At 46.4% G+C, this 19474-nt stretch carries 19 protein-coding genes; 12 read left to right on the forward strand and 7 right to left on the reverse strand.

Annotated features, from left to right (window positions below; all coding sequences use genetic code 11):
- Positions 1 to 13: 13 nt before the first annotated feature.
- From FD975_RS00785 to rpe, 3 genes are read right to left on the reverse strand one after another with little or no spacing between them, the layout of a single operon-like run.
- Positions 14 to 580, reverse strand: coding sequence for an aminodeoxychorismate/anthranilate synthase component II (locus FD975_RS00785; RefSeq protein WP_215302408.1), 567 nt, complete (start codon positions 578 to 580; stop codon positions 14 to 16).
- Positions 564 to 2069, reverse strand: coding sequence for an anthranilate synthase component I (trpE, locus tag FD975_RS00790; protein ID WP_215302409.1), 1506 nt, complete (start codon positions 2067 to 2069; stop codon positions 564 to 566). The genes FD975_RS00785 and trpE overlap by 17 nt, the downstream gene beginning before the upstream one ends.
- A complete protein-coding gene (rpe, locus tag FD975_RS00795; protein ID WP_215302410.1) occupies positions 2069 to 2794 on the reverse strand; it encodes a ribulose-phosphate 3-epimerase in 726 nt (241 codons plus the stop codon). Before rpe ends, trpE begins: the two co-directional genes overlap by 1 nt.
- Before the next feature lie 49 nt (positions 2795 to 2843).
- Here rpe and apaG point away from each other — a divergent pair, with 49 nt between their 5' ends.
- From apaG to FD975_RS00810, 3 genes are all read left to right on the forward strand, one after another.
- Positions 2844 to 3218 carry a Co2+/Mg2+ efflux protein ApaG gene (gene apaG, locus FD975_RS00800; protein WP_215302411.1) on the forward strand — a complete coding sequence of 125 codons (375 nt, stop codon included), beginning with the start codon at positions 2844 to 2846 and terminating at the stop codon, positions 3216 to 3218.
- A 69-nt stretch (positions 3219 to 3287) separates the two neighbouring features.
- On the forward strand, positions 3288 to 4499 hold the full coding sequence (locus tag FD975_RS00805) for a murein transglycosylase A (RefSeq protein ID WP_371743383.1): 1212 nt from the start codon (positions 3288 to 3290) through the stop codon (positions 4497 to 4499).
- A 24-nt stretch (positions 4500 to 4523) separates the two neighbouring features.
- Positions 4524 to 5300 carry an enoyl-CoA hydratase gene (locus FD975_RS00810; protein WP_215302412.1) on the forward strand — a complete coding sequence of 259 codons (777 nt, stop codon included), beginning with the start codon at positions 4524 to 4526 and terminating at the stop codon, positions 5298 to 5300.
- Positions 5301 to 5322: 22 nt separating this feature from the next.
- On the opposite strand, the gene FD975_RS00815 is transcribed toward FD975_RS00810, so the two are convergent.
- The 4 genes from FD975_RS00815 to bioA are packed head-to-tail and all read right to left on the reverse strand — an operon-like array spanning position 5323 to position 9827.
- Positions 5323 to 6516, reverse strand: coding sequence for a M20 aminoacylase family protein (locus FD975_RS00815; RefSeq protein ID WP_215302413.1), 1194 nt, complete (start codon positions 6514 to 6516; stop codon positions 5323 to 5325).
- A gap of 19 nt (positions 6517 to 6535) precedes the next feature.
- Positions 6536 to 7258, reverse strand: coding sequence for a dethiobiotin synthase (bioD, locus tag FD975_RS00820; RefSeq protein ID WP_251371207.1), 723 nt, complete (start codon positions 7256 to 7258; stop codon positions 6536 to 6538).
- Positions 7255 to 8484: an 8-amino-7-oxononanoate synthase gene (locus FD975_RS00825; protein WP_215302414.1), complete on the reverse strand. Its 1230-nt coding sequence runs from the start codon at positions 8482 to 8484 to the stop codon at positions 7255 to 7257. Before FD975_RS00825 ends, bioD begins: the two co-directional genes overlap by 4 nt.
- Positions 8481 to 9827: an adenosylmethionine--8-amino-7-oxononanoate transaminase gene (bioA, locus tag FD975_RS00830; protein WP_215302415.1), complete on the reverse strand. Its 1347-nt coding sequence runs from the start codon at positions 9825 to 9827 to the stop codon at positions 8481 to 8483. The genes FD975_RS00825 and bioA overlap by 4 nt, the downstream gene beginning before the upstream one ends.
- A gap of 89 nt (positions 9828 to 9916) precedes the next feature.
- Between bioA and bioB the strand changes: the two genes are divergently transcribed.
- The 9 genes from bioB (at position 9917) to mraY (ending at position 19464) form a co-directional block, all read left to right on the forward strand.
- Positions 9917 to 10954, forward strand: a complete 1038-nt coding sequence (bioB, locus tag FD975_RS00835) for a biotin synthase BioB (protein WP_215302416.1) — start codon at positions 9917 to 9919, stop codon at positions 10952 to 10954.
- A gap of 15 nt (positions 10955 to 10969) precedes the next feature.
- Positions 10970 to 11599, forward strand: a complete 630-nt coding sequence (coq7, locus tag FD975_RS00840; protein WP_215302417.1) for a 2-polyprenyl-3-methyl-6-methoxy-1,4-benzoquinone monooxygenase — start codon at positions 10970 to 10972, stop codon at positions 11597 to 11599.
- A gap of 274 nt (positions 11600 to 11873) precedes the next feature.
- Entirely contained in the window at positions 11874 to 12302 is a 429-nt protein-coding gene (mraZ, locus tag FD975_RS00845) for a division/cell wall cluster transcriptional repressor MraZ (RefSeq protein WP_215303707.1), read from the forward strand.
- A gap of 12 nt (positions 12303 to 12314) precedes the next feature.
- Entirely contained in the window at positions 12315 to 13265 is a 951-nt protein-coding gene (rsmH, locus tag FD975_RS00850) for a 16S rRNA (cytosine(1402)-N(4))-methyltransferase RsmH (protein ID WP_215302418.1), read from the forward strand.
- Entirely contained in the window at positions 13262 to 13528 is a 267-nt protein-coding gene (gene ftsL, locus FD975_RS00855) for a cell division protein FtsL (RefSeq protein WP_215302419.1), read from the forward strand. The genes rsmH and ftsL overlap by 4 nt, the downstream gene beginning before the upstream one ends.
- Positions 13525 to 15297 carry a penicillin-binding protein 2 gene (locus FD975_RS00860; RefSeq protein ID WP_215302420.1) on the forward strand — a complete coding sequence of 591 codons (1773 nt, stop codon included), beginning with the start codon at positions 13525 to 13527 and terminating at the stop codon, positions 15295 to 15297. Before ftsL ends, FD975_RS00860 begins: the two co-directional genes overlap by 4 nt.
- Complete coding sequence (locus tag FD975_RS00865) at positions 15294 to 16847, forward strand: UDP-N-acetylmuramoyl-L-alanyl-D-glutamate--2,6-diaminopimelate ligase (RefSeq protein ID WP_215302421.1); 1554 nt, start codon at positions 15294 to 15296, stop codon at positions 16845 to 16847. The genes FD975_RS00860 and FD975_RS00865 overlap by 4 nt, the downstream gene beginning before the upstream one ends.
- The gene (gene murF, locus FD975_RS00870) at positions 16844 to 18304 is read left to right on the forward strand and encodes a UDP-N-acetylmuramoyl-tripeptide--D-alanyl-D-alanine ligase (RefSeq protein ID WP_251371208.1); all 1461 of its coding nucleotides are present in this window, start codon (positions 16844 to 16846) and stop codon (positions 18302 to 18304) included. Before FD975_RS00865 ends, murF begins: the two co-directional genes overlap by 4 nt.
- Positions 18295 to 19464: a phospho-N-acetylmuramoyl-pentapeptide-transferase gene (gene mraY, locus FD975_RS00875; RefSeq protein WP_215302422.1), complete on the forward strand. Its 1170-nt coding sequence runs from the start codon at positions 18295 to 18297 to the stop codon at positions 19462 to 19464. Before murF ends, mraY begins: the two co-directional genes overlap by 10 nt.
- The last annotated feature ends 10 nt before the right edge of the window (positions 19465 to 19474 follow it).

Below are 19474 nucleotides of genomic sequence, written 5' to 3' on the forward strand. Positions count from 1 at the left end.
AGAATACTTTTGGTTATTTTGCTTGGAGAAAATTCTTGAGCAGTGCATGGCCATGCTCAGAAAGAGTGGACTCAGGATGAAATTGCACGCCTTCTACTGCGAGCTCTTTATGGCGTACACCCATGATTTCGCCATCGGAAGATGTGGCAGTCACTTCGAGTGCTGCTGGCAACGAACTCTTTTCAATGGCCAAAGAGTGATAACGCGTCACCTTAAATGGATTTGGTAAGTCTTTGAAAACGCCAACACCAGTATGGTGAATATCATCTGTTTTGCCATGCATTACTTTTTGGGCGCGAATAATCTTGCCGCCGAATGCTTCACCTATTGCTTGGTGGCCTAGACATACTCCCAGAATTGGAATTTGTCCGGCATAGCGTTGAATCGTAGCCACTGAAATCCCTGCTTCTGCCGGACTACAAGGTCCTGGTGAAATACAAATACGTGCGGGACTGATTTTGGCAATCTCATCAACCAAAATTTCGTCATTACGGAAAACCTTTACCTCTTCACCTAGTTCTGCAAAATACTGAACCAGGTTATAGGTGAATGAATCGTAGTTATCAATCATGAGGAGCATCGAGTCCTCCTTGTACTAAATCAGCTGCCATTAACACTGCACGTGCCTTAGCTTCAGTTTCTTTCCACTCGGCGGTGGGGTCGGAGTCTGCTACTACACCAGCACCAGCTTGGGAGTGCAATACACCATCACGAATCACGCCAGTACGAATAGCGATGGCCACATCCATATCGCCAGAGAAGGAAAGATAGCCAACTGCACCTCCGTAAACACCGCGTTTCACAATTTCCATCTCATCAATAATTTCCATCGCCCGAATCTTTGGGGCGCCCGATAAGGTACCGGCAGGGAAGGTTGCGCGTAGAACATCCATATTGCTCATATTGTCTAGTAATTCACCTTCAACTGAGCTGACTATGTGTTGGACATGGGAATATTTTTCGATTGACATCGAATCAGTCACTTTGACAGTGCCTGTCTTTGCGATGCGACCCACATCATTGCGAGCTAGGTCAATCAACATGACATGTTCGGCAATTTCTTTTGGATCGGCAAGTAATTCTGTAGCAAGACGCTCATCTTCTTCGGGTGTTGCGCCACGAGGGCGTGTGCCCGCTAGAGGGCGAATTGTCACAATCTTCTGACTCTCGCGCTGCTCTTGACGAACCAAGATCTCTGGTGATGAGCCCACTACCTGCAAATCACCAAAGTCATAGAAGTACATATACGGCGATGGATTCAGGGAGCGAAGTGCTCGGTAGAGGGCGAGCGGTGAATCTGTGAATGGCTTGCTAATGCGCTGGCCAATCACTACCTGCATGCAATCGCCAGCCAAAATATATTCTTTGGTTTTGAGAACAGCATTTTCAAAATCAGCTGCCTTGAACTTACGGATCAACTCTGTTTTGGTGCTCGGCAATGAAGCAGGCATGCTTACAGGTTTGCTTAAGCAAGCAAGCAATTCTTTTAATCGAGCTTGAGCCTTTTCAAAGCTATCTGTGTCGCTGGTGTCTGCGTAGACAATTAAATAAATACGACCTGCAACGTTATCAATCACTGCCAACTCTTCAGTCAACATTAATTGGATATCTGGCACACCCAATTCATCTGGCAACTTGTGTTTTGCTAAGCGAGATTCAATATAGCGAACTGTGTCATAACCAAAGTAGCCTGCAAGCCCGCCACAGAAGCGTGGGAGCCCAGGTTGAACCGCCACCTTGAAGCGCTTGAAATAAGCATCAACAAAGTCGAGTGGATTGTCGTGATTGGTTTCAATGACTTTGTCATTGAATAAAACTTCAGTCAGTGGTGCCGTTGGTGTGCCAACCGTTCTTAAAACAGTTTTAGCGGGCAGGCCAATGAAAGAGAAGCGACCAAAGCGCTCGCCACCTAAAACAGACTCAAGTAGGTAAGTATTCTTTTGTCCAAATGCTTGAGTGAGTTTGACGTATAGTGAGAGCGGAGTCTCTAGGTCAGCTAAAACTTCTTTGACCAATGGAATGCGATTGAAACCCTGTTTTGCTAGGGCTAAAAATTCTTCGTGCTGCATTACGATTTTCCTGACATCGCTAGTTCTGCGCGCATCGCTTTAATTACGTCAGCATAATTTTCTTTGCCAAAGATTGCGGAGCCAGCAACAAAAGTATCTGCACCAGCCTTAGCTACTTCTGCAATGTTATCGACTTTAATGCCGCCATCTACCTCTAAGCGAATGTGTCGACCAGTCTCTTCTTGATAGCGATCTAGTCGTGCACGAACTTGAGCAATCTTATTCAGAGTACTTGGAATAAATGACTGCCCACCAAAGCCTGGATTCACAGACATTAGCAAAACGAGATCGAGTAGTTCTAGGGTGTGATCTAAGTGATGCAGTGGTGTTGCAGGATTTAACACTAGCCCTGCCTGGCATCCTTGGTCACGAATTAAATTAATAGTGCGATCCACATGAGGGCTCGCCTCTGGGTGAAAGCTAATGAGGTTTGCCCCAGCTTTTGCAAAATCAGGAATGAGGCGGTCGACAGGTTCAACCATTAAGTGAACGTCGATCATGGCTGGTTTGCCATTTTTTGTGGCGTGTGGACGAATTGCCTCGCAAACCAAAGGTCCAATAGTGAGGTTTGGAACGTAATGGTTGTCCATCACATCAAAGTGAATCCAGTCTGCTCCAGCCAAGAGAACATCTTGTACTTCTTTGCCCAGGCAAGCAAAGTCAGCCGACAAAATGGAGGGTGCGATGACAAACTGGCTATTTGAAGGTGATTTCTGGCTATCCATCCCTAGATTCTAGCTTGCAGTTGGCCTTAGGATGGAGCAGAATTCGAGCATGAATCCTCGCGAAATCAGCATTACGGTCAAAACCCAGTATTTGCCCGACCAGTCTGACCCCGATAACCGCCAGTTTGCGTTCGCGTATACCGTTACTATTCGCAATACCGGTACGGCAAGTATTCAGCTCATTGCCCGCCATTGGTTCATTACTGATGGGGATAATGATGTTCAGGAGGTGCGTGGCCTGGGGGTTGTAGGGCAACAGCCACTTCTGCGGGCGGGTGAGCAGTTTGAATACACCAGCTGGGCAACTTTACCGACCCCGGCCGGCACGATGCGCGGAGAGTACTTCTGTGTGACCGAGGAGGCTCAGTTTTTCCAGGCCCCCATCCCCGAATTTGCCCTAGTGATGCCGAGAACCTTGCACTAGGCTCTCAAAAAACACTATTTTTTGCCCTTACCTGTCCAAAGGACAATAAAGAGCAGGAGAGCTAGAGCAATGCCCCCCTCCACAGCAAACAAGATCATGGGGTATTCATCGAGTAAATTGGCAATCATGATTTCTATATCCAGATTAATTAGTCGCAACACTACTTCACGCATTCTTATTTGCAGTGTATTCGTTATCAGCATCGTCAGCTTATTGACTGCTTGCTCTATACCTTCGACTCGTGGATCTGGTTATCGCTCCAGTGGAAACGCCCCATCTCCTTACAACTCTCCGATCGCTAGCTTTCAATCTGCTTCGTGGCAAGACTTGCCTGGTTGGCAAGGGGATGATTTAACGCAGGCTTGGCCGGCTTGGCTCAAGAGTTGTGATGGCTTGCGTAAGCGCGGTAGTGAGATTAATTGGCGCCAGGTTTGCGCCCAAGCTAATAATGTTTCAGGGCGAGATGGACGTGCTATTCGCCAATATTTCGAGGGGAATTTTCAAGTATACGAAGTGCGTAATAACGCCACTGGCAAAGATTCTGGATTGATAACGGGTTATTACGAGCCCGTTATGAATGGCTCGCAGACTCGAACTGCTACTTATACCGTTCCCTTATACGGTCTTCCAAAGGCTTGGAGAGGTTCTAAGCCAAATCCTGCACCAGCGCGTGCAGAGCTGATGAGTTCTGGAGTGCTGAAGGGTTCTGAAATAGCCTGGGTACAGGATCCTGTCGCCGCTGCATTTATGCAAATCCAAGGCTCCGGAAAAATTCGTTTAGAAGATGGGCGCGTATTGCGACTTGGTTATGCCGGTACCAATGACCAGCCCTTTAAGTCTTTTGCGCAGTGGTTGCTAGACCGTAAAGAAATTAATCGCAGTCAGGCTACTATGCAGGGCATTAGTGCGTGGGCTAAACGTAATCCAGGCCAAGTAGAGGAGATGCTCAATGCCAATCCTCGCTTTGTATTCTTTAAAGAGTTGCAAGGTAATGTTAGTGCTGATCTGGGTCCTAATGGCGCATTGGGTGTGCCTTTAACAGCAGAGCGCAGCATTGCTATTGATTTGAAAGCGATGCCTTTGGGCGCCCCGGTATTTTTGAGTACGACTAGACCTTTGAGTAGTCAAACCTTACAAAAATTAGTGATGGCGCAAGATACAGGTAAAGCCATTGTAGGCGGGGTGCGAGCAGATTACTATTGGGGATCAGGGGATGCTGCAGGTGAATTAGCTGGACGTATGAAGCAAGATGGCAAGATGTGGTTATTGTTGCCGCGCTAAACAAATCATTTTTGAAAGAGATCGATGACTTACAACACCATATTGACTGAAGTGGATGGCAAGGTTGCCATCATTACCCTCAATCGCCCGCAAGTATTAAATGCTTTGAACGATGAGTTAATGGATGAATTAGGTGCAGCGCTATTGAGTTTTGATGCGGATGACAATATTGGCTGCATCATTGTGACTGGTAGTGAAAAGGCATTTGCTGCTGGTGCGGATATTGCGACGATGGCGAAATATGGATTTGCCGACGTCTATCGCGGTGACTTTATCTCTCGTAATTGGGAAGAGATTAGAAAAGTACGTAAGCCAGTGATTGCAGCGGTATCTGGCTATGCCCTTGGAGGCGGATGTGAGTTGGCCATGATGTGCGACACCATCATGGCTGCTGAGAGCGCTAAGTTTGCACAACCAGAAGTGAAGTTGGGAATTATTCCTGGCGCAGGTGGCACACAACGTTTGCCACGCGCTGTTTCAAAAGCAAAAGCAATGGACTTAGCATTGACGGGTCGCATGATGGACGCTACTGAGGCTGAGCGCTCCGGCCTAGTTGCTCGCATTTTTCCTCAAGCGGATTTCCTAAAAGAAGTCAAAGCAATTGCCAAGACGATTGCGGACATGCCATTACTGACTGCAATGATGGTGAAAGAAGCAATTAATACTGCTTATGAAACTACGCTCTCAGAAGGCATTCATTTTGAACGTCGTTTATTCCACTCTTGCTTTGCAACAAACGATCAAAAAGAAGGTATGGCAGCTTTTATAGAAAAGCGTCCAGCAAAATTTACGAACTCGTAAAAAAATATACTGCTAGGCTGAATTATTTTTCTAAGTAGCGTTGAGCTAGCTTGACCCAGTAGCTGACGCCCACTGGAATCAGTGCGTCATTGAAGTCATAAGAAGGGTTGTGAAGATGGCATGGGCCCATACCGTGACCTACTGCTCGGTGATCACCATCACCATTGCCTAGGAATACATAGCAACCTGGTTTCTCCAGCAGCATAAATGCAAAGTCCTCTGCGCCCATCGTGGGGTCGATTGAGGTATTGACGTTTTGTGCACCAACTAATTCGCTCATCACTTCACTGGCAAATTCAACTTCCTTATCATGGTTAATGAGCGGAGGGTAGTTTCGAGCAAAACTGATTTCTGCTTGGCAGTCAAATGCACTTGCTACGTTATGAGAAATTTCTCGTAAACGTTGCTCAATTAAATCTAGCACTTCGATGGTGAATGTGCGAACGGTTCCGCCGATAAATGCACTATCCGGAATGACGTTGCTCGTCTCGCCCGCATGAAACTGCGTAACTGATAACACCGCTGCATCCACAGGACGTTTATTGCGTGTAATGATGCTTTGTAATGCTTGTACAACTTGAGCGCCTGCAAGTACTGGATCAGCACTGTTATGCGGCAAGGCAGCGTGACCACCTTTGCCGCGAACGATGATTTCAAAAGAGTTGCTGGAAGCCATCATGGGGCCAGAGGTCACGCCAAAATGCCCTTCAGCAAGCCCTGGCCAGTTGTGTAGACCAAAAACAGCATCACAAGGAAATTGCTTGAAGAGCCCATCGTTAATCATTTCTTGCGCACCAGCACCACCTTCTTCTGCTGGCTGAAAAATGAAAATGACTGTGCCTTTGAATTCGCGATGATTGGACAGATATTGAGCAGCACCTAAGAGCATTGCTGTATGACCATCATGCCCACAGGCATGCATCTTGCCGGGATTCTTTGAAGTGTGTTCAAAGGTGTTGTGTTCTTGTAATGGCAGTGCATCCATGTCGGCACGCAAACCAATCATCTTGCCTTGACCTAAGTCACCATCAAGCTTGCCAACCACCCCCGTTTTGCCAAGGCCACGATAAACCGTGATTCCCCAACTCGAAAGTGCTTCAGCTACAAGATCAGATGTGCGGTTTTCTTCAAAGCGTAATTCTGGATGCGCATGAATATTGCGACGAATTTCTTGGATAGCTGATGCGGAATCGATGATTTCTGGAAGTAATCGCATAGCTTCATCTTATCTGAATTTACTCGGGAAGTTTTATATGCTCCGCAGCAAATCGTAATGACTCTATGGAGTAGGGGGCATTTTCCGGTTTCTGAAGCTGCTGAAGAAGGGTGGGAATAACACCTAAAAATGGTGCAAAAATCCGGTCTTTTAGCGTTTGAATATTTTCTTCCAGAAGAGGCATCTCCTCTGAAAGCGTATTCGCTACCCAGCCGGCAATTGTTAACTGACGAGACTGAATTGCTTCACAAGTCAGTAGGGCGTGATTAATGCAGCCTAAACGCATACCTACAACGAGGATGACAGGTAAATCCATTGCTTGAGCGAGATCCCCCAAATCTTCCTGTTCATTTAAGGGAACTAAAAATCCACCCGCTCCCTCAACAACAACCGCCTCAAATTTTTGATTTAGTGAATGCAGGTCACCCAAGATAATGGTGGAATCTAGGTAGATATCATTTGCTTTGGCAACAAGATGGGGCGCTGCCGCTTGATCGAGAATGTAAGGAGAAAGGCTTTGTTCTTGAGCATTTAATCCTGAAGCAATACGTAAAGTCTCTAAGTCCTCGTTGAATTTTTGACCGCTAGCATTCACATAAGTTCCGGCAACGACAGGTTTAAAGCCGACTGCGCTGATACCTGTTTCTCTCAGTTTCAGAATGAGTGCGCCGGCAACTAAAGTTTTGCCAATCTCAGTATCGGTGCCCGTTATAAAAAAGCCAGTAGAGGCATTGATCGTCATGAATTACTCTCTACGTTTTTCTCAATAGACTTCAATGTCTTAATCAGCTCACGTAAGTCATCAGCGCTGTGGTTTGCGGAAAAGGTAATACGCAATCGAGAGCTACCAACTGGGACGGTGGGTGGACGGATTGCAGGGATCCAATAACCTGCTTCATCTAAGAGTTTGGCTGCCGCTAATGCGTTGGCATTACTTCCTAAAATCACTGGCTGAATAGGGGTAGAAGAAGGAGTTTTTTCCCATCGTGAGAAGGTCATTTCCTCATTCCAAATCTGAATCAACTTATTGAGTTGTTTACGACGCGCAATGCCTTCATCACCTTCGATCAATTCAAGGCTGCTGAGTAAAGTGTGAGCAATTGCCGGTGGTGTAGCCGTGCTGTAGATATAAGGGCGTCCCTTTTGGATGAGCCACTCAATAAACGGTTCAGCTGCACAAATAAAAGCACCACTCACACCGGCTGCTTTGCCAAGTGTGCCGACATAAATAATCCGTTCTGAATGCACGCCCGCTTGCTCCAAAATACCATGGCCTTGTTCGCCGAGCACGCCAAATCCATGAGCATCATCGATCATTAAGAGTGCATCGTATTGTTCGGCAATATGCAGTAGTTTTTCTACGGGTGCAATATCCCCATCCATACTGAAGACACCATCGACCACAATCAATTTGAGTGGGTGGACATCTTGCTTTAAAGATTCCTCTAGCGAATCGAGATTTTGGTGGTCAAACAAAGTGACCTGAGCTTTGGTTTGTGCGCTAGCCAAACGAACACCATCGATCAAGGAAGCATGATTGAGTTTCGCTGAGTAAATGCTGGCCTGACCCTGCTCAGCAAGCCTAGAAATTCCAGTAATGGCGTTGATGTTTGCAAGATATCCGGTACTGAAGAAGAGCGCTCTCGCATTAGGGATATGTTTACTTTCACAGGCGGTTAATTTTTTTTCAAGCAACTCGTGTGCAATGCTATGGCCGCTAATTAAATGCGATGCGCCGCTACCAACCCCGTATAGTTTTGCGCCTTCTGCAAGTGCAGAAACCAATTCAGGATGATTTGCTAGTCCCAAATAGTCATTGCTACAAAATGCTTTCAGTTCTCGCTGACCAACGCGAGCTCTCGTGTCACAGGGTGACTCGGTTGTGCGCAGTTTGCGTCTCAGCAATTGCTTATCTAAGTCAGCAATCTGGTGATCTGCCATATTGCGAGCTGTAAATAGTTTACTCATGCTAGCACCTGGTTTAGAGCGCGTTGCACAGAAGCACCCATTTGCATCGCCTCCTCGGTAGTGAGGATGTACGGCGGCATGACATAAATCGTATTACCAATCGGTCTAATGAGGATGCCTTGCGCCATGCTGGCTGAAAACATCTCTCGTGAAAACGCAGTTGAATTTTTTAGGGAGTCGGATTTGATATCAAAGGCTAAGATCATTCCCTGCTGGCGCCAATGTTCAATACGAGGATCAACTTTTGCCCAGGCAAATGCTTTGGCAAGATCTTTACTACGCTCAAGATTTTTTTCAAGAACAGAATCAGTTTCAAAAATCTCTAGACACGCAAGTGCTGCAGCGCATGCCAATGGATTGCCTGTGTAGGAGTGTGAGTGCAAGAAACCCTGTTGCATTTGATCACCATAGAACGCACGATAAATCTTATCAGTCGTCATGGAAAGTGATAGTGGAAGATAGCCCCCACTGATACCTTTTGACAGCGTTAAGAAGTCTGGCCAAATTCCTGCGTGCTCACAAGCAAAAAACTTTCCAGATCGACCGCAACCTACCGCGATCTCATCGGCGATCAGATGAATGTTGTAACGATCACAGAGTGATCGCACTAAGCGTAAATATTCTGGAGAGTGCATCGCCATCTGCCCGGCACACTGAATGAGTGGCTCCACAATGATGGCGGCAATATTCTGATGCTCTACTTCTAGTAACTCTTCTAATTTTTTGGCAGCTGACCAAGCGACATCCTCAGCACTTTCACCAAGCTTTGCTTTGCGCGCATCTGGTGATGGAGCAGTGAAAACATCTTGTAAAAGTGAGCCGTATGCTTCGCGAAAGATTGCAACATCTGTTACCGCAAGGGCGCCTAAAGTTTCTCCATGGTAACCATTCTCAAGGCAGACAAATTTTTTCTTTTGAGGCTGATTATTCAGTCGCCAGTAGTGATGACTCATCTTTAAGGCGATCTCTACTGCTGAGGCGCCATCAGATGCAAAAAATACATGACCCAAGTGACCTTGAGTTAAAGCAGACAATTTCTCGGAAAGAGCAACTACAGGCGGATGGGTGAAGCCGGCGAGCATGACATGCTCAATTTTCTCCAGTTGACTCGTAATGGCTTGGTTAATACGTGGATTGGAGTGCCCAAACAGATTGGTCCACCATGAGCTAATGCAATCGAGTAATGCATTTCCCTGATCATCAAAGAGCCAAGCGCCCTTACCCTTAGTAATGGCAATTAATGGCAATGATTCGTGATGTTTCATCTGAGTGCAGGGATGCCATACGGCATCTAGGCTGCGCTCAACCAGAGAGCTTTGAATGGGATCAGAAATAAGCTTCATGTTTGGTATTTGACCACTAGTTTTTCCTAATTTAGGCCTGTATCTGTTATGTTTATGCCTTGAATTGATCTATTTTCTGGAATTCGACCATGCAGGCCACCCAAACTACTGAAAAACCCCTTACCCAAGTCAAGTCTCAAAAGGATTTGCATAAGGAGGTCGATGCTTCGGGTGCTTGGTCAGTGGCCCAGATTGAGGCTTTATTTGCCCTACCTTTTAGTGAGTTAATGTTCAGGGCACAAGAAACCCATCGTGCTAACTTCCCTGATGGTGATGTGGAATTAGCTACTCTCTTGTCAATCAAGACTGGTGGCTGCCCTGAGGATTGTGGCTATTGCCCACAGGCAGCTCGTTATGACACCGACGTCAAAGCCAATAAGTTGATGGATCTGGATGAGGTTTTGGATGCCGCTAAGGCTGCTAAAGCTGCTGGATCGAATCGTTTCTGTATGGGCGCTGCTTGGCGAGAGCCTAAAGACCGTGATATTGAAAAAGTCACCGCCATGATTAAGGGTGTCAAAGCCTTGGGCTTAGAAACCTGCGCGACACTGGGGATGTTGGAAGCCAATCAGGCTCAAGCCCTTCAGGAGGCAGGTCTAGACTTCTACAACCACAATTTGGATACCAGCGAGGACTTCTATCGCTCAGTCATTTCTACCCGTGGGTACCAAGACCGTTTAGATACGATTTCTAATGTACGTGCTGCAGGCATGTCAGTGTGCTGCGGCGGCATTGTGGGCATGGGTGAATCTCGTGAACAGCGTGCAGCTTTCTTGGCACGCTTGGCCAATTTAAGCCCATATCCAGAATCAGTTCCGATCAATCATCTGGTTCCTGTAGCAGGAACCCCGTTAGCAGATCAAAAGCCTTTGGATCCATTGGAGTTTGTGAGAACCATTGCGGTGGCCCGTATCACTATGCCGCGTGCACGCGTGCGTTTGTCAGCCGGTCGCCAAGAGCTCGGCAGGGCAGTTCAGGCCATGTGCTTCCAAGCTGGTGCGAATTCTATTTTCTATGGTGAGCAACTACTTACTACCGGTAATCCCGAGGCAGAGCAAGACCGTGAACTGTTGGCCGAGCTAGGTTTAAAGACCAAGCAAAGCTGTAAAGCAGAGGTTCTGGTCTAGCTTTAAATCCCTCTCATGACCCTAATTGATCGCTTCATTATTGAGTTTGATACAGCCTTACGCTCGGTAGTGGGGGGCGCCCATGCCCATCGTCTAACCCCGGGTTCAGATAAGCAATCTACCGCTTTATTGGACACAAAAGATCGGGAGCATGCCGCTGGATTGATGCGTGTAAATCATGTGGGTGAGGTTTGCGCCCAAGCCCTGTATCAATCTCAAAAATTAGTAGCTCGCAACCCTGAAATTCGACAGATGCTGGATCATTCTGGCCAAGAGGAAATGGATCATTTAGCTTGGTGCGAAACGCGTCTTCAAGAGTTGGGTTCGCACACGAGTTATCTCAATCCAATTTGGTATGCAGGATCCTTTGCAATCGGCTTGGCTGCTGGCTTAGCAGGTGATAAGTGGAGTTTGGGATTTGTTGCTGAAACCGAAAAGCAGGTTGAAAATCATCTGGAGAGTCACCTCCAAAAATTACCCGCAGAAGATGAGCGTTCTCGTGCCATAGTTGATCAAATGCGTATTGATGAAATTGAGCATGGACAGGCTGCAATTTCAGCGGGTGGAGCAGTCTTGCCGGAGCCGATTCAGAAGCTAATGCAGGCGATGTCCAAAGTTATGACAAGCACTGCTTACAAAATCTAATCATAAATTAATCATTTCGCATATTTTTATTAAGAACACTGTTTATTAATACAGTATATTTATCTATTATTAGCTTAAATAGCTAAGACCTATTCTTAAGTATATTTTCCAAGCCCTTGTTTCAAGTAGTAATTTTATAAGCACCATTTTATTAACACATAACGCTAAGTGTTTGTAATCACTAGGAAATTTCCTAAAAAATTACCCAAAAACACTTGACCCTCTTATTGCGATCCTCTAAAGTGGGAGGAAGTGTGAAAAAGTGGGGTAAATGGTGTTTCAGGGTGCTTCAGCTCTCAATTTAGATGCAAAAGGTCGCATGTCTGTGCCGGCAAAGCATCGTGACGCCTTGTTAGTTCAAGGTGAGGGTCGTATCACGCTCACAAAACACCCGGATGGATGTCTATTGTTATTCCCCCGTCCCGAGTGGGATACTTTCCGTTCACGTGTCGCGCAATTACCCATGGATGCCCATTGGTGGCGTCGAATCTTCCTTGGCAATGCTGCAGAAGTTGATTTGGACAGCGCTGGAAGAATTCTGGTGAGCCCAGAGCTGCGATCAGCTGCTGGTATTGAAAAGGAAGTGATGCTACTCGGCATGGGTAGTCATCTAGAGTTGTGGGACGCCGCTACTTACGCTACAAAAGAACAGGCTGCCATTGCACAAGGTATGCCTGAAGCCCTGAAGCAATTTAATTTTTGATGACAGGGTGCCATGAACATAACTCATCGCCCAGTATTACTGGCCGAGGCGGTGACGGCGCTGATCAGTGGTCCACGCATCAACTCTCCCGAGGCTTCACAAAACCTGCTCCTGATCGATGGAACATTTGGGCGCGGTGGTCACACGCAAGCGCTACTCTCGCAATTGCCTCAAGGCGCGCGAATGATTTCTTTCGACAAAGATTTAGATGCGATCGCGGTCGCGGAAAAAATCAACGACTCTCGCTTGAGAATTGTGCACGACAGTTTTGCGCAGATGGATCAATACGCGGAGTCAGAATCTGTCGACGGTATTTTGTTAGACCTGGGTATCAGCTCTCCACAGGTGGACGAAGCGCATCGCGGCTTTTCCTTTCGCAAGGATGGTCCACTCGATATGCGCATGAATACGGATCAAGGTTTGACGGCAGCGGAATGGTTGGAGCAAGCATCACAAGAGGACATCACGCGCGTGATTAAGACTTATGGTGAGGAACGTTTTGCATTTCAGATCGCTAAAGCTATTGTGGCAAAGCGAGAAGAAGGCTTGCCCCCAAAAACAACCTTGCAATTAGCAAGCTTAGTAGCCAGCGTAGTTCGTACAAGAGAAGTAGGTCAAGATCCAGCCACTCGAACTTTTCAAGCGCTCCGTATTTTTATTAACCGTGAATTAGAAGATCTAGAGCTTGGATTAAAAGCGGCGTTAAGTTTGTTGAAGCCTGGCGCACGTTTGGCAGTGATTAGTTTTCATTCGCTCGAAGATCGTATCGTGAAGCAATTTCTGCAGTCTCATGCAAAGATTGAAGTACCTCGCGGGTTACCTGTCCGCGATCGAGATTTGCCACAAAGCGCCTTAGAGATTATTGGGCGCGTTAAACCTAGTGATGAGGAGATTCGAGAGAACCCTCGTGCTCGTTCGGCCATCATGCGTGTTGCTGAAAAGCGCATAGGAGCATTCGCTTGAATCGAGCCACGCTAACATTACTCGTTTTATTGTTAGTCTGCGCCCTATCGCTGGTCGCAGCCCAGCAGCGTGCGCGTAAATTATTTATCGCTTTAGACCGTGCGCAAATTGAAGAGCGTAAGCTAAATCAAGACTGGCTACGTCTAGAGTACGAGCAGCGGAACTTATCGAAGTCTGCGCGGATACGAGATGTTGCTCGTAATCAGTTGCGGATGGTTCCTATATCTCCAGAGCGTACTTTGTATCTGAAGGAGACTAGATGAGGACGGTAGGCTTCTCTACTACGCCGAATTTAGTGTTGCGTCTGCCTATGTGGCGGTCGCGCCTCATGCTGTTCATACTTTTTTTTGTGTTCATGCTGCTGCTGATTCGTGCGTTCTGGATTCAGGGCCCAGGGAATGCATTCTATGAAGCGAAGGGTGTGCGCGGTACACAACGTGAGTTGGAGCTACCTGCTTCCCGCGGAAAAATATTGGATCGCAATGGTCAAGTGATTGCTACGAGCTTAGAGGCAAAATCAGTGATCGCCTATAACGACACTGTACCGGATGACTTGGCTGCAGATAAAGTGCAAAAGTTAGCAAGACTATTGCAGATCAGCGAATCAGATTTACGTAAAAAGTTAAAAGAAGATCGTAAGCAAATTTTCTTAAAGCGCCAAGTAGATCCAGAAGTGGCGCAAAAAATTAGGCAATTAGAAATCCCAGGCATTGGCTTAAATAATGAGTACCGTCGCTTTTATCCAGAGGGTGAGGCGATGGCGCACGTAGTTGGCTTTACTAATGTGGAAGATCGTGGCCAAGAGGGTATGGAACTCTCGAGAGAAAAAGATTTGGCTGGACATGCAGGCGCACGTCGAGTAGTTGTAGATCGTCTCGGTCGTGTTGTCGAAGAGGTTACGATTTTGCAGTTACCTCAAAACGGTAAGGATTTGCAACTCTCGATTGATAGCAAGATTCAGTTTTTGGCTTATAACGCTGTCAAGAGTGCGGTCGAGCAGCATCGTGCAAGTGCTGGTGGTGCAGTAGTGTTAGATACCCAAACTGGGGAGATCTTGGCATTAGCGAATTATCCAAGCTATAACCCCAACGATCGCAAGAGATTAACTGGTGAGCAACTGCGCAATCGTGTTTTAACTGACACGTTTGAGCCTGGTTCAACAATTAAGCCATTGACTGTGGCAATTGCTTTGGAAAAAGGCGCCATTTCTCCGAATACCAATATGGTGATTGGTGCAAAATATTTGGTTGGTCCCAAGCCGATTACGGATACCCATCCTTATGGAAATTTGACGGTATCTCAAATCATTCAAAAATCAAGCAATATTGGTACGGCTAAAATTGCGATGAATGATTTAACTGCTGAAGAGATGTGGAATTTTTATACATCTGTTGGTTTGGGTCAGGCTCCAAAAATTGGCTTTCCGGGTGCAGTAGCCGGTACGGTACACCCCTATAAAAAATGGATGCCTACCGATCAGGCTCGAATTGCATTTGGTTATGGTATTTCAGGTTCACTCTTTCAGGTGGCTCGCGCCTACACCATCTTTGCTCGTGACGGCGAATTAGTCCCACTCACGATTGAGCGCAGCCCAGGGTTCAAATCTGGTACTCATATTATTTCCGCTAAGACAGCGCTCGAGATGCGCAGCATGCTGGAGTCAGTTACAGAGCCTGGGGGCACTGCCATTAAAGCCCAGGCCGAAGGTTATCGGGTTGGTGGAAAAACAGGTACAGCTCATAAATTAGTGGGTAAGGGCTACGGTAATAAATACCGCGCTTACTTTGCTGGTCTGGCACCAATTAGTGCGCCACGCATTGTGGTTGCCGTGATGATTGATGAGCCAACTGGTGGTAGTCACTATGGCGGTGATGTTGCCGCACCAGTATTTTCTACTATTGTGAGTGAGACTTTGCGCACGCTCAATGTAGCTCCTGATAGCAATATGAATCAGGCAATGCTGCTGGATAAAAATAATGTAGATACTCAAAGTGCTGCAGTCAAAACAAATGCAATGGTTTTAAAGAGATGATGACAATGGTCAATATTGAACCCCATCTCTTGATCTCGCATTTACGCGATCTCACATCTATGCATGCGAAAGTCACTGCAGATAGTCGTCAAGTTGAATCTGGCGATATCTTCTTTGCATATCCTGTTGGTCATGGGAATGCTTTGCGGGATGGTCGTGATTACATTGCTGCTGCCTTGGCCAATGGCGCTGCGGCAGTTGTATTTGACCCCGTAGATGGTGTTGCTAATGAATGCCTAGATCGCTCAGAATGTTTTGCTATTGATAATTTATCCAGCTTGGCCGGAGAGCTGTGTGCAGAGTGGTACGGTTACCCCAGTAAGCAGCTGAATGTTATCGGCGTTACCGGCACCAATGGAAAAACTAGTGTTACCCAGTGGGTCGCACAAGCTTTGGATGAGTCAAGTCATCGAACAGCAGTATTAGGTACCTTAGGCACCGGATTTCCGGGAGCATTAGTTCAGACTGGTTACACCACGCCTGATGCTCCGAGATTACAAACTGAATTAAAAGAATTGCTTGATGCAGGTGCGCAGCAGGTGGCGATAGAGATTTCTTCTCATGCACTCGATCAGGGTCGGGTTGCTGGTTTGGATGTACGTGCTGCCGTATTTACTAATTTGACTCAAGATCACTTGGATTATCACGGCACGATGGGCGAGTACGCTGAGGCCAAGGCAAAGCTGTTCCAACTGTCCCAGCTTGAAAATGCCATTATTAATTTTGATGATCCTTTTGGTCGAGAATTAGCAATCAAGCTTCTCGCTGCAGATGGACCAAGGGTGTGGGGTTATGCATTAAGCAGTAATGCATTTTCTGGATTTGAAAAATTTGGCGATCGTCTGAAACGGAACTACGCAAAAAATACGGTATTTACAACTACGGGTTATGAATCTGAATTTAGCTGTGATATCTCCAGCTCGAACACTGTTCAGCTTGCAGTATTGGGTGAATTCAATCTCAGTAATTGTCTTGCGGTTTGGACAGTTCTATTGGCTCAAGGCTTGAATCCAACCGAGGCCTCAAAGCGTATGTGCAAATTAAGTTCTGTTCCAGGCCGAATGGAATTGATTCGTGTGCACAAAACTCAAAGAACTGAGGGCCCCTTGGTAGTTGTGGATTATGCACATACACCAGATGCTCTCACTAAAGTATTGAATGCCTTGCGCCCTATTGCAAATCAACGCGATGGAAAAGTTTGGTGTGTCTTTGGTTGTGGTGGTGATCGAGATTTAGGTAAGCGTTCGCAAATGGGTAAGATTGCTCAGGAGTTTGCTGATCACATTGTGATTACAAGTGATAACCCAAGATCTGAAGATCCAGAATCCATTATTGCCATGATTCAATCTGGCATGACTGGCAACTTGGCAAATGTGCAAGTACTGCCTGATAGAGCTGCTGCCATCATGGCTGCAGTTCGGCATGCTGATATAAAAGATATTGTTTTGGTTGCAGGCAAGGGGCATGAGTCCACTCAAGAAATCAATGGCAAGAAATTTGATTTTTCTGATCAAGAGCATATTCGTTTAGCAGCAGGGGGTGGTTTATGACTACTTTGGTTGCTACCCCAATGACCACGCTTGCTCAGGTACATGCTATGTTGCCAGGCAGTCAGTTGATTCATGCTAATGGCCAGTCTGCATCATCGATCTCTATTGATCATGTGGGTAGTGATAGTCGCCAGGTTCGGCCTGGTGAATTATTTATTGCCTTGTCGGGCGAACGTTTTGATGCACATCATTTCTTGGGGGATGTGGCCACAGCAGGAGCAAGTGGGGCGCTCATTAGTGATAAAGCAGCATGCCCAGAAAATTTAGCGGCAGTTTGTGTCAAGGATGTTAAACAATCTTTGGGTGAGCTAGCAAAGGCATGGCGTGCACAGTTCTCTATTCCGGTGGCTTTAGTAACAGGATCCAATGGTAAGACCACTGTAAAAGAAATGATTGCCTCCATCTTTAAAGCTGCTGTTGGTGAGAAATGCACTCTAGTTACTAAAGGTAATTTCAATAACGATATTGGACTGCCTTTAACTTTGTTACGCATGCGTTCGACTGATCGTTTGGCAGTAATTGAGTTAGGCATGAACCATCCCGGCGAAACAGCAGAGTTAGCTGTCATTGCTCAAGCCAATATTGGGCTGATTAATAATGCTCAGCGCGAGCATCAAGAATTTATGGCAACCGTAGAAGCTGTTGCACAAGAACATGCAACTGCCTTGCGCTCACTTCCTGCGGACGGAGTCGCAGTATTTCCGGCTGATTCTGAATTTTCTAAAGTTTGGTATCAAGCTGCCGCAGGACGTAAGGTGATTGATTTTGCTTTGTCTACAGATTCTGCTTCAACTAAAGCCTCTGTAGTTGGTAAGTTATTGGCCAGCGGGCGAATTGAGATTTCAACTGATCTTGGCAAGTTTGAGGTTCAACTGAATACATTAGGAAGCCACAATGTTCGCAATGCATTAGCGGCAAGCGCAGTCGCATTGGGTGCTGGCTTAAGTTTGGAGCAGATAAAAGCTGGTCTGGAATCTTTTGTTCCAGTAAATGGACGCATGCAGTCAAAGCCTTTAAGTGTTGGGCGCACTTTGATCGATGATAGTTACAACGCCAACCCGGATTCGGTTAGAGCTGCTATTGATGCACTCAAACAGTCTGGAAATATTTCTTGGTTAGTGCTGGGCGATATGGGTGAGGTAGGTGATCAAGGTCCTGCGTTTCATGAAGAAGTCGGCGCCTATGCTGCTGAGCAGGGCATTAGTAAGTTATTCGCCTTAGGAGAACAGTGCAAATTTACTGTTCAGGGATTTAACGAATCAGAGAAGGCCTTGGCTACAAGCAGGGCCACTCACTTCACAACCTTGGATCGCTTGCTCGAAGAGCTCAATTTGGCACTAGCAGACCACGAATCGAGCAAGCAAATGCATTTAGATATTTTGGTTAAGGGATCGCGTTTTATGCGTATGGAGCGGGTAGTGCAGGCCTTATTAGAGGGGGCTAAAACATGCTCTTAATATTGGCGCAATGGTTGCAGGATGATTTTGGATTTTTCCGAGTCTTTAACTACATCACCTTTAGGGCGGTGATGGCAACGGTGACAGCTTTGCTAATTGGGTTGGCAGCTGGCCCGTGGGTCATTCGGAAGTTGACTGCATTAAAGATGGGTCAAGCAGTTCGTACAGATGGTCCACAAACCCATTTAGTGAAATCAGGCACACCAACCATGGGTGGTGTATTGATTCTTTTGGGTATTTTTATTTCCTGCATGCTGTGGGCTGATCTGAGCAATCGCTTTATATGGATTGTGATGATTGTGACTTTCGGATTTGGCTTGGTAGGCTGGGTTGACGATTACCGTAAGGTTGCACGTAAAGATCCTAAGGGAATGGCTTCAAGAGAAAAATTCTTTTGGCAGACTTTGATCGGATTATTCGCCGCTATTTATTTAGCCTTCTCTGTATCGGAAGTGAATAATTTCAAAGTGTTACAACTATTCTTCGATTGGCTTAAAAGTGGATTTGCTTTAGATCTGCCAGCTAAATCGAACTTACTGATTCCCTTTATGAAAGAAGTGAGCTATCCCTTGGGTGTGATGGGATTCATCATTTTGAGTTACTTAGTAATTGTTGGCAGTAGTAACGCTGTGAACTTAACTGATGGTCTTGATGGCCTAGTTATCATGCCGGTGATATTAGTTGGTGCCGCTCTAGGCGCTTTTGCTTATGTAATGGGTAATGCAATTTACGCAAAGTATTTGTTATTCCCCTATATTCCTGGTGCAGGTGAGCTCATGATCTTCTGTGGTGCCATGGGTGGTGCGGGGTTAGCATTCCTTTGGTACAACACACATCCTGCTCAAGTATTTATGGGTGATGTTGGCGCACTTGCTTTGGGTGGCGCACTTGGAACTATTGCCGTTATTGTTCGCCAAGAAATCGTGCTCTTTGTTATGGGCGGAATCTTTGTGGCAGAAACACTGTCAGTAATGCTGCAAGTGTTTTGGTTCAAATTTACCAAGAAGCGTTTTGGCGAAGGCCGTCGCATTTTTAGGATGGCCCCACTGCATCACCATTTTGAATTGGGTGGCTGGCGCGAAACACAAGTGGTAGTTCGCTTCTGGATCATCACTATTTTATTAGTCCTCATTGGCCTCTCCAGCCTGAAATTAAGGTAAGCCAAAGAAT

Source organism: Polynucleobacter sp. AP-Jannik-300A-C4 (assembly GCF_018688335.1).
GTDB lineage: Bacteria > Pseudomonadota > Gammaproteobacteria > Burkholderiales > Burkholderiaceae > Polynucleobacter.

What these genes read in the sequence shown, in the direction of transcription:
- trpE (WP_215302409.1), bottom strand. Translation starts at nt 2,069, where the DNA reads ATGCAGCACGAAGAATTTTTAGCCCTAGCAAAACAGGGTTTCAATCGC.
- FD975_RS00810 (WP_215302412.1), top strand. Translation starts at nt 4,524, where the DNA reads ATGACTTACAACACCATATTGACTGAAGTGGATGGCAAGGTTGCCATC.
- bioB (WP_215302416.1), top strand. Translation starts at nt 9,917, where the DNA reads ATGCAGGCCACCCAAACTACTGAAAAACCCCTTACCCAAGTCAAGTCT.
- coq7 (WP_215302417.1), top strand. Translation starts at nt 10,970, where the DNA reads ATGACCCTAATTGATCGCTTCATTATTGAGTTTGATACAGCCTTACGC.
- apaG (WP_215302411.1), top strand. Translation starts at nt 2,844, where the DNA reads ATGAATCCTCGCGAAATCAGCATTACGGTCAAAACCCAGTATTTGCCC.
- bioD (WP_251371207.1), bottom strand. Translation starts at nt 7,258, where the DNA reads ATGACGATCAATGCCTCTACTGGCTTTTTTATAACGGGCACCGATACT.
- mraY (WP_215302422.1), top strand. Translation starts at nt 18,295, where the DNA reads ATGCTCTTAATATTGGCGCAATGGTTGCAGGATGATTTTGGATTTTTC.
- bioA (WP_215302415.1), bottom strand. Translation starts at nt 9,827, where the DNA reads ATGAAGCTTATTTCTGATCCCATTCAAAGCTCTCTGGTTGAGCGCAGC.
- FD975_RS00815 (WP_215302413.1), bottom strand. Translation starts at nt 6,516, where the DNA reads ATGCGATTACTTCCAGAAATCATCGATTCCGCATCAGCTATCCAAGAA.
- FD975_RS00865 (WP_215302421.1), top strand. Translation starts at nt 15,294, where the DNA reads ATGATGACAATGGTCAATATTGAACCCCATCTCTTGATCTCGCATTTA.
- FD975_RS00785 (WP_215302408.1), bottom strand. Translation starts at nt 580, where the DNA reads ATGCTCCTCATGATTGATAACTACGATTCATTCACCTATAACCTGGTT.
- murF (WP_251371208.1), top strand. Translation starts at nt 16,844, where the DNA reads ATGACTACTTTGGTTGCTACCCCAATGACCACGCTTGCTCAGGTACAT.
- rpe (WP_215302410.1), bottom strand. Translation starts at nt 2,794, where the DNA reads ATGGATAGCCAGAAATCACCTTCAAATAGCCAGTTTGTCATCGCACCC.
- FD975_RS00805 (WP_371743383.1), top strand. Translation starts at nt 3,288, where the DNA reads ATGCCCCCCTCCACAGCAAACAAGATCATGGGGTATTCATCGAGTAAA.
- rsmH (WP_215302418.1), top strand. Translation starts at nt 12,315, where the DNA reads ATGAACATAACTCATCGCCCAGTATTACTGGCCGAGGCGGTGACGGCG.
- FD975_RS00825 (WP_215302414.1), bottom strand. Translation starts at nt 8,484, where the DNA reads ATGAGTAAACTATTTACAGCTCGCAATATGGCAGATCACCAGATTGCT.
- FD975_RS00860 (WP_215302420.1), top strand. Translation starts at nt 13,525, where the DNA reads ATGAGGACGGTAGGCTTCTCTACTACGCCGAATTTAGTGTTGCGTCTG.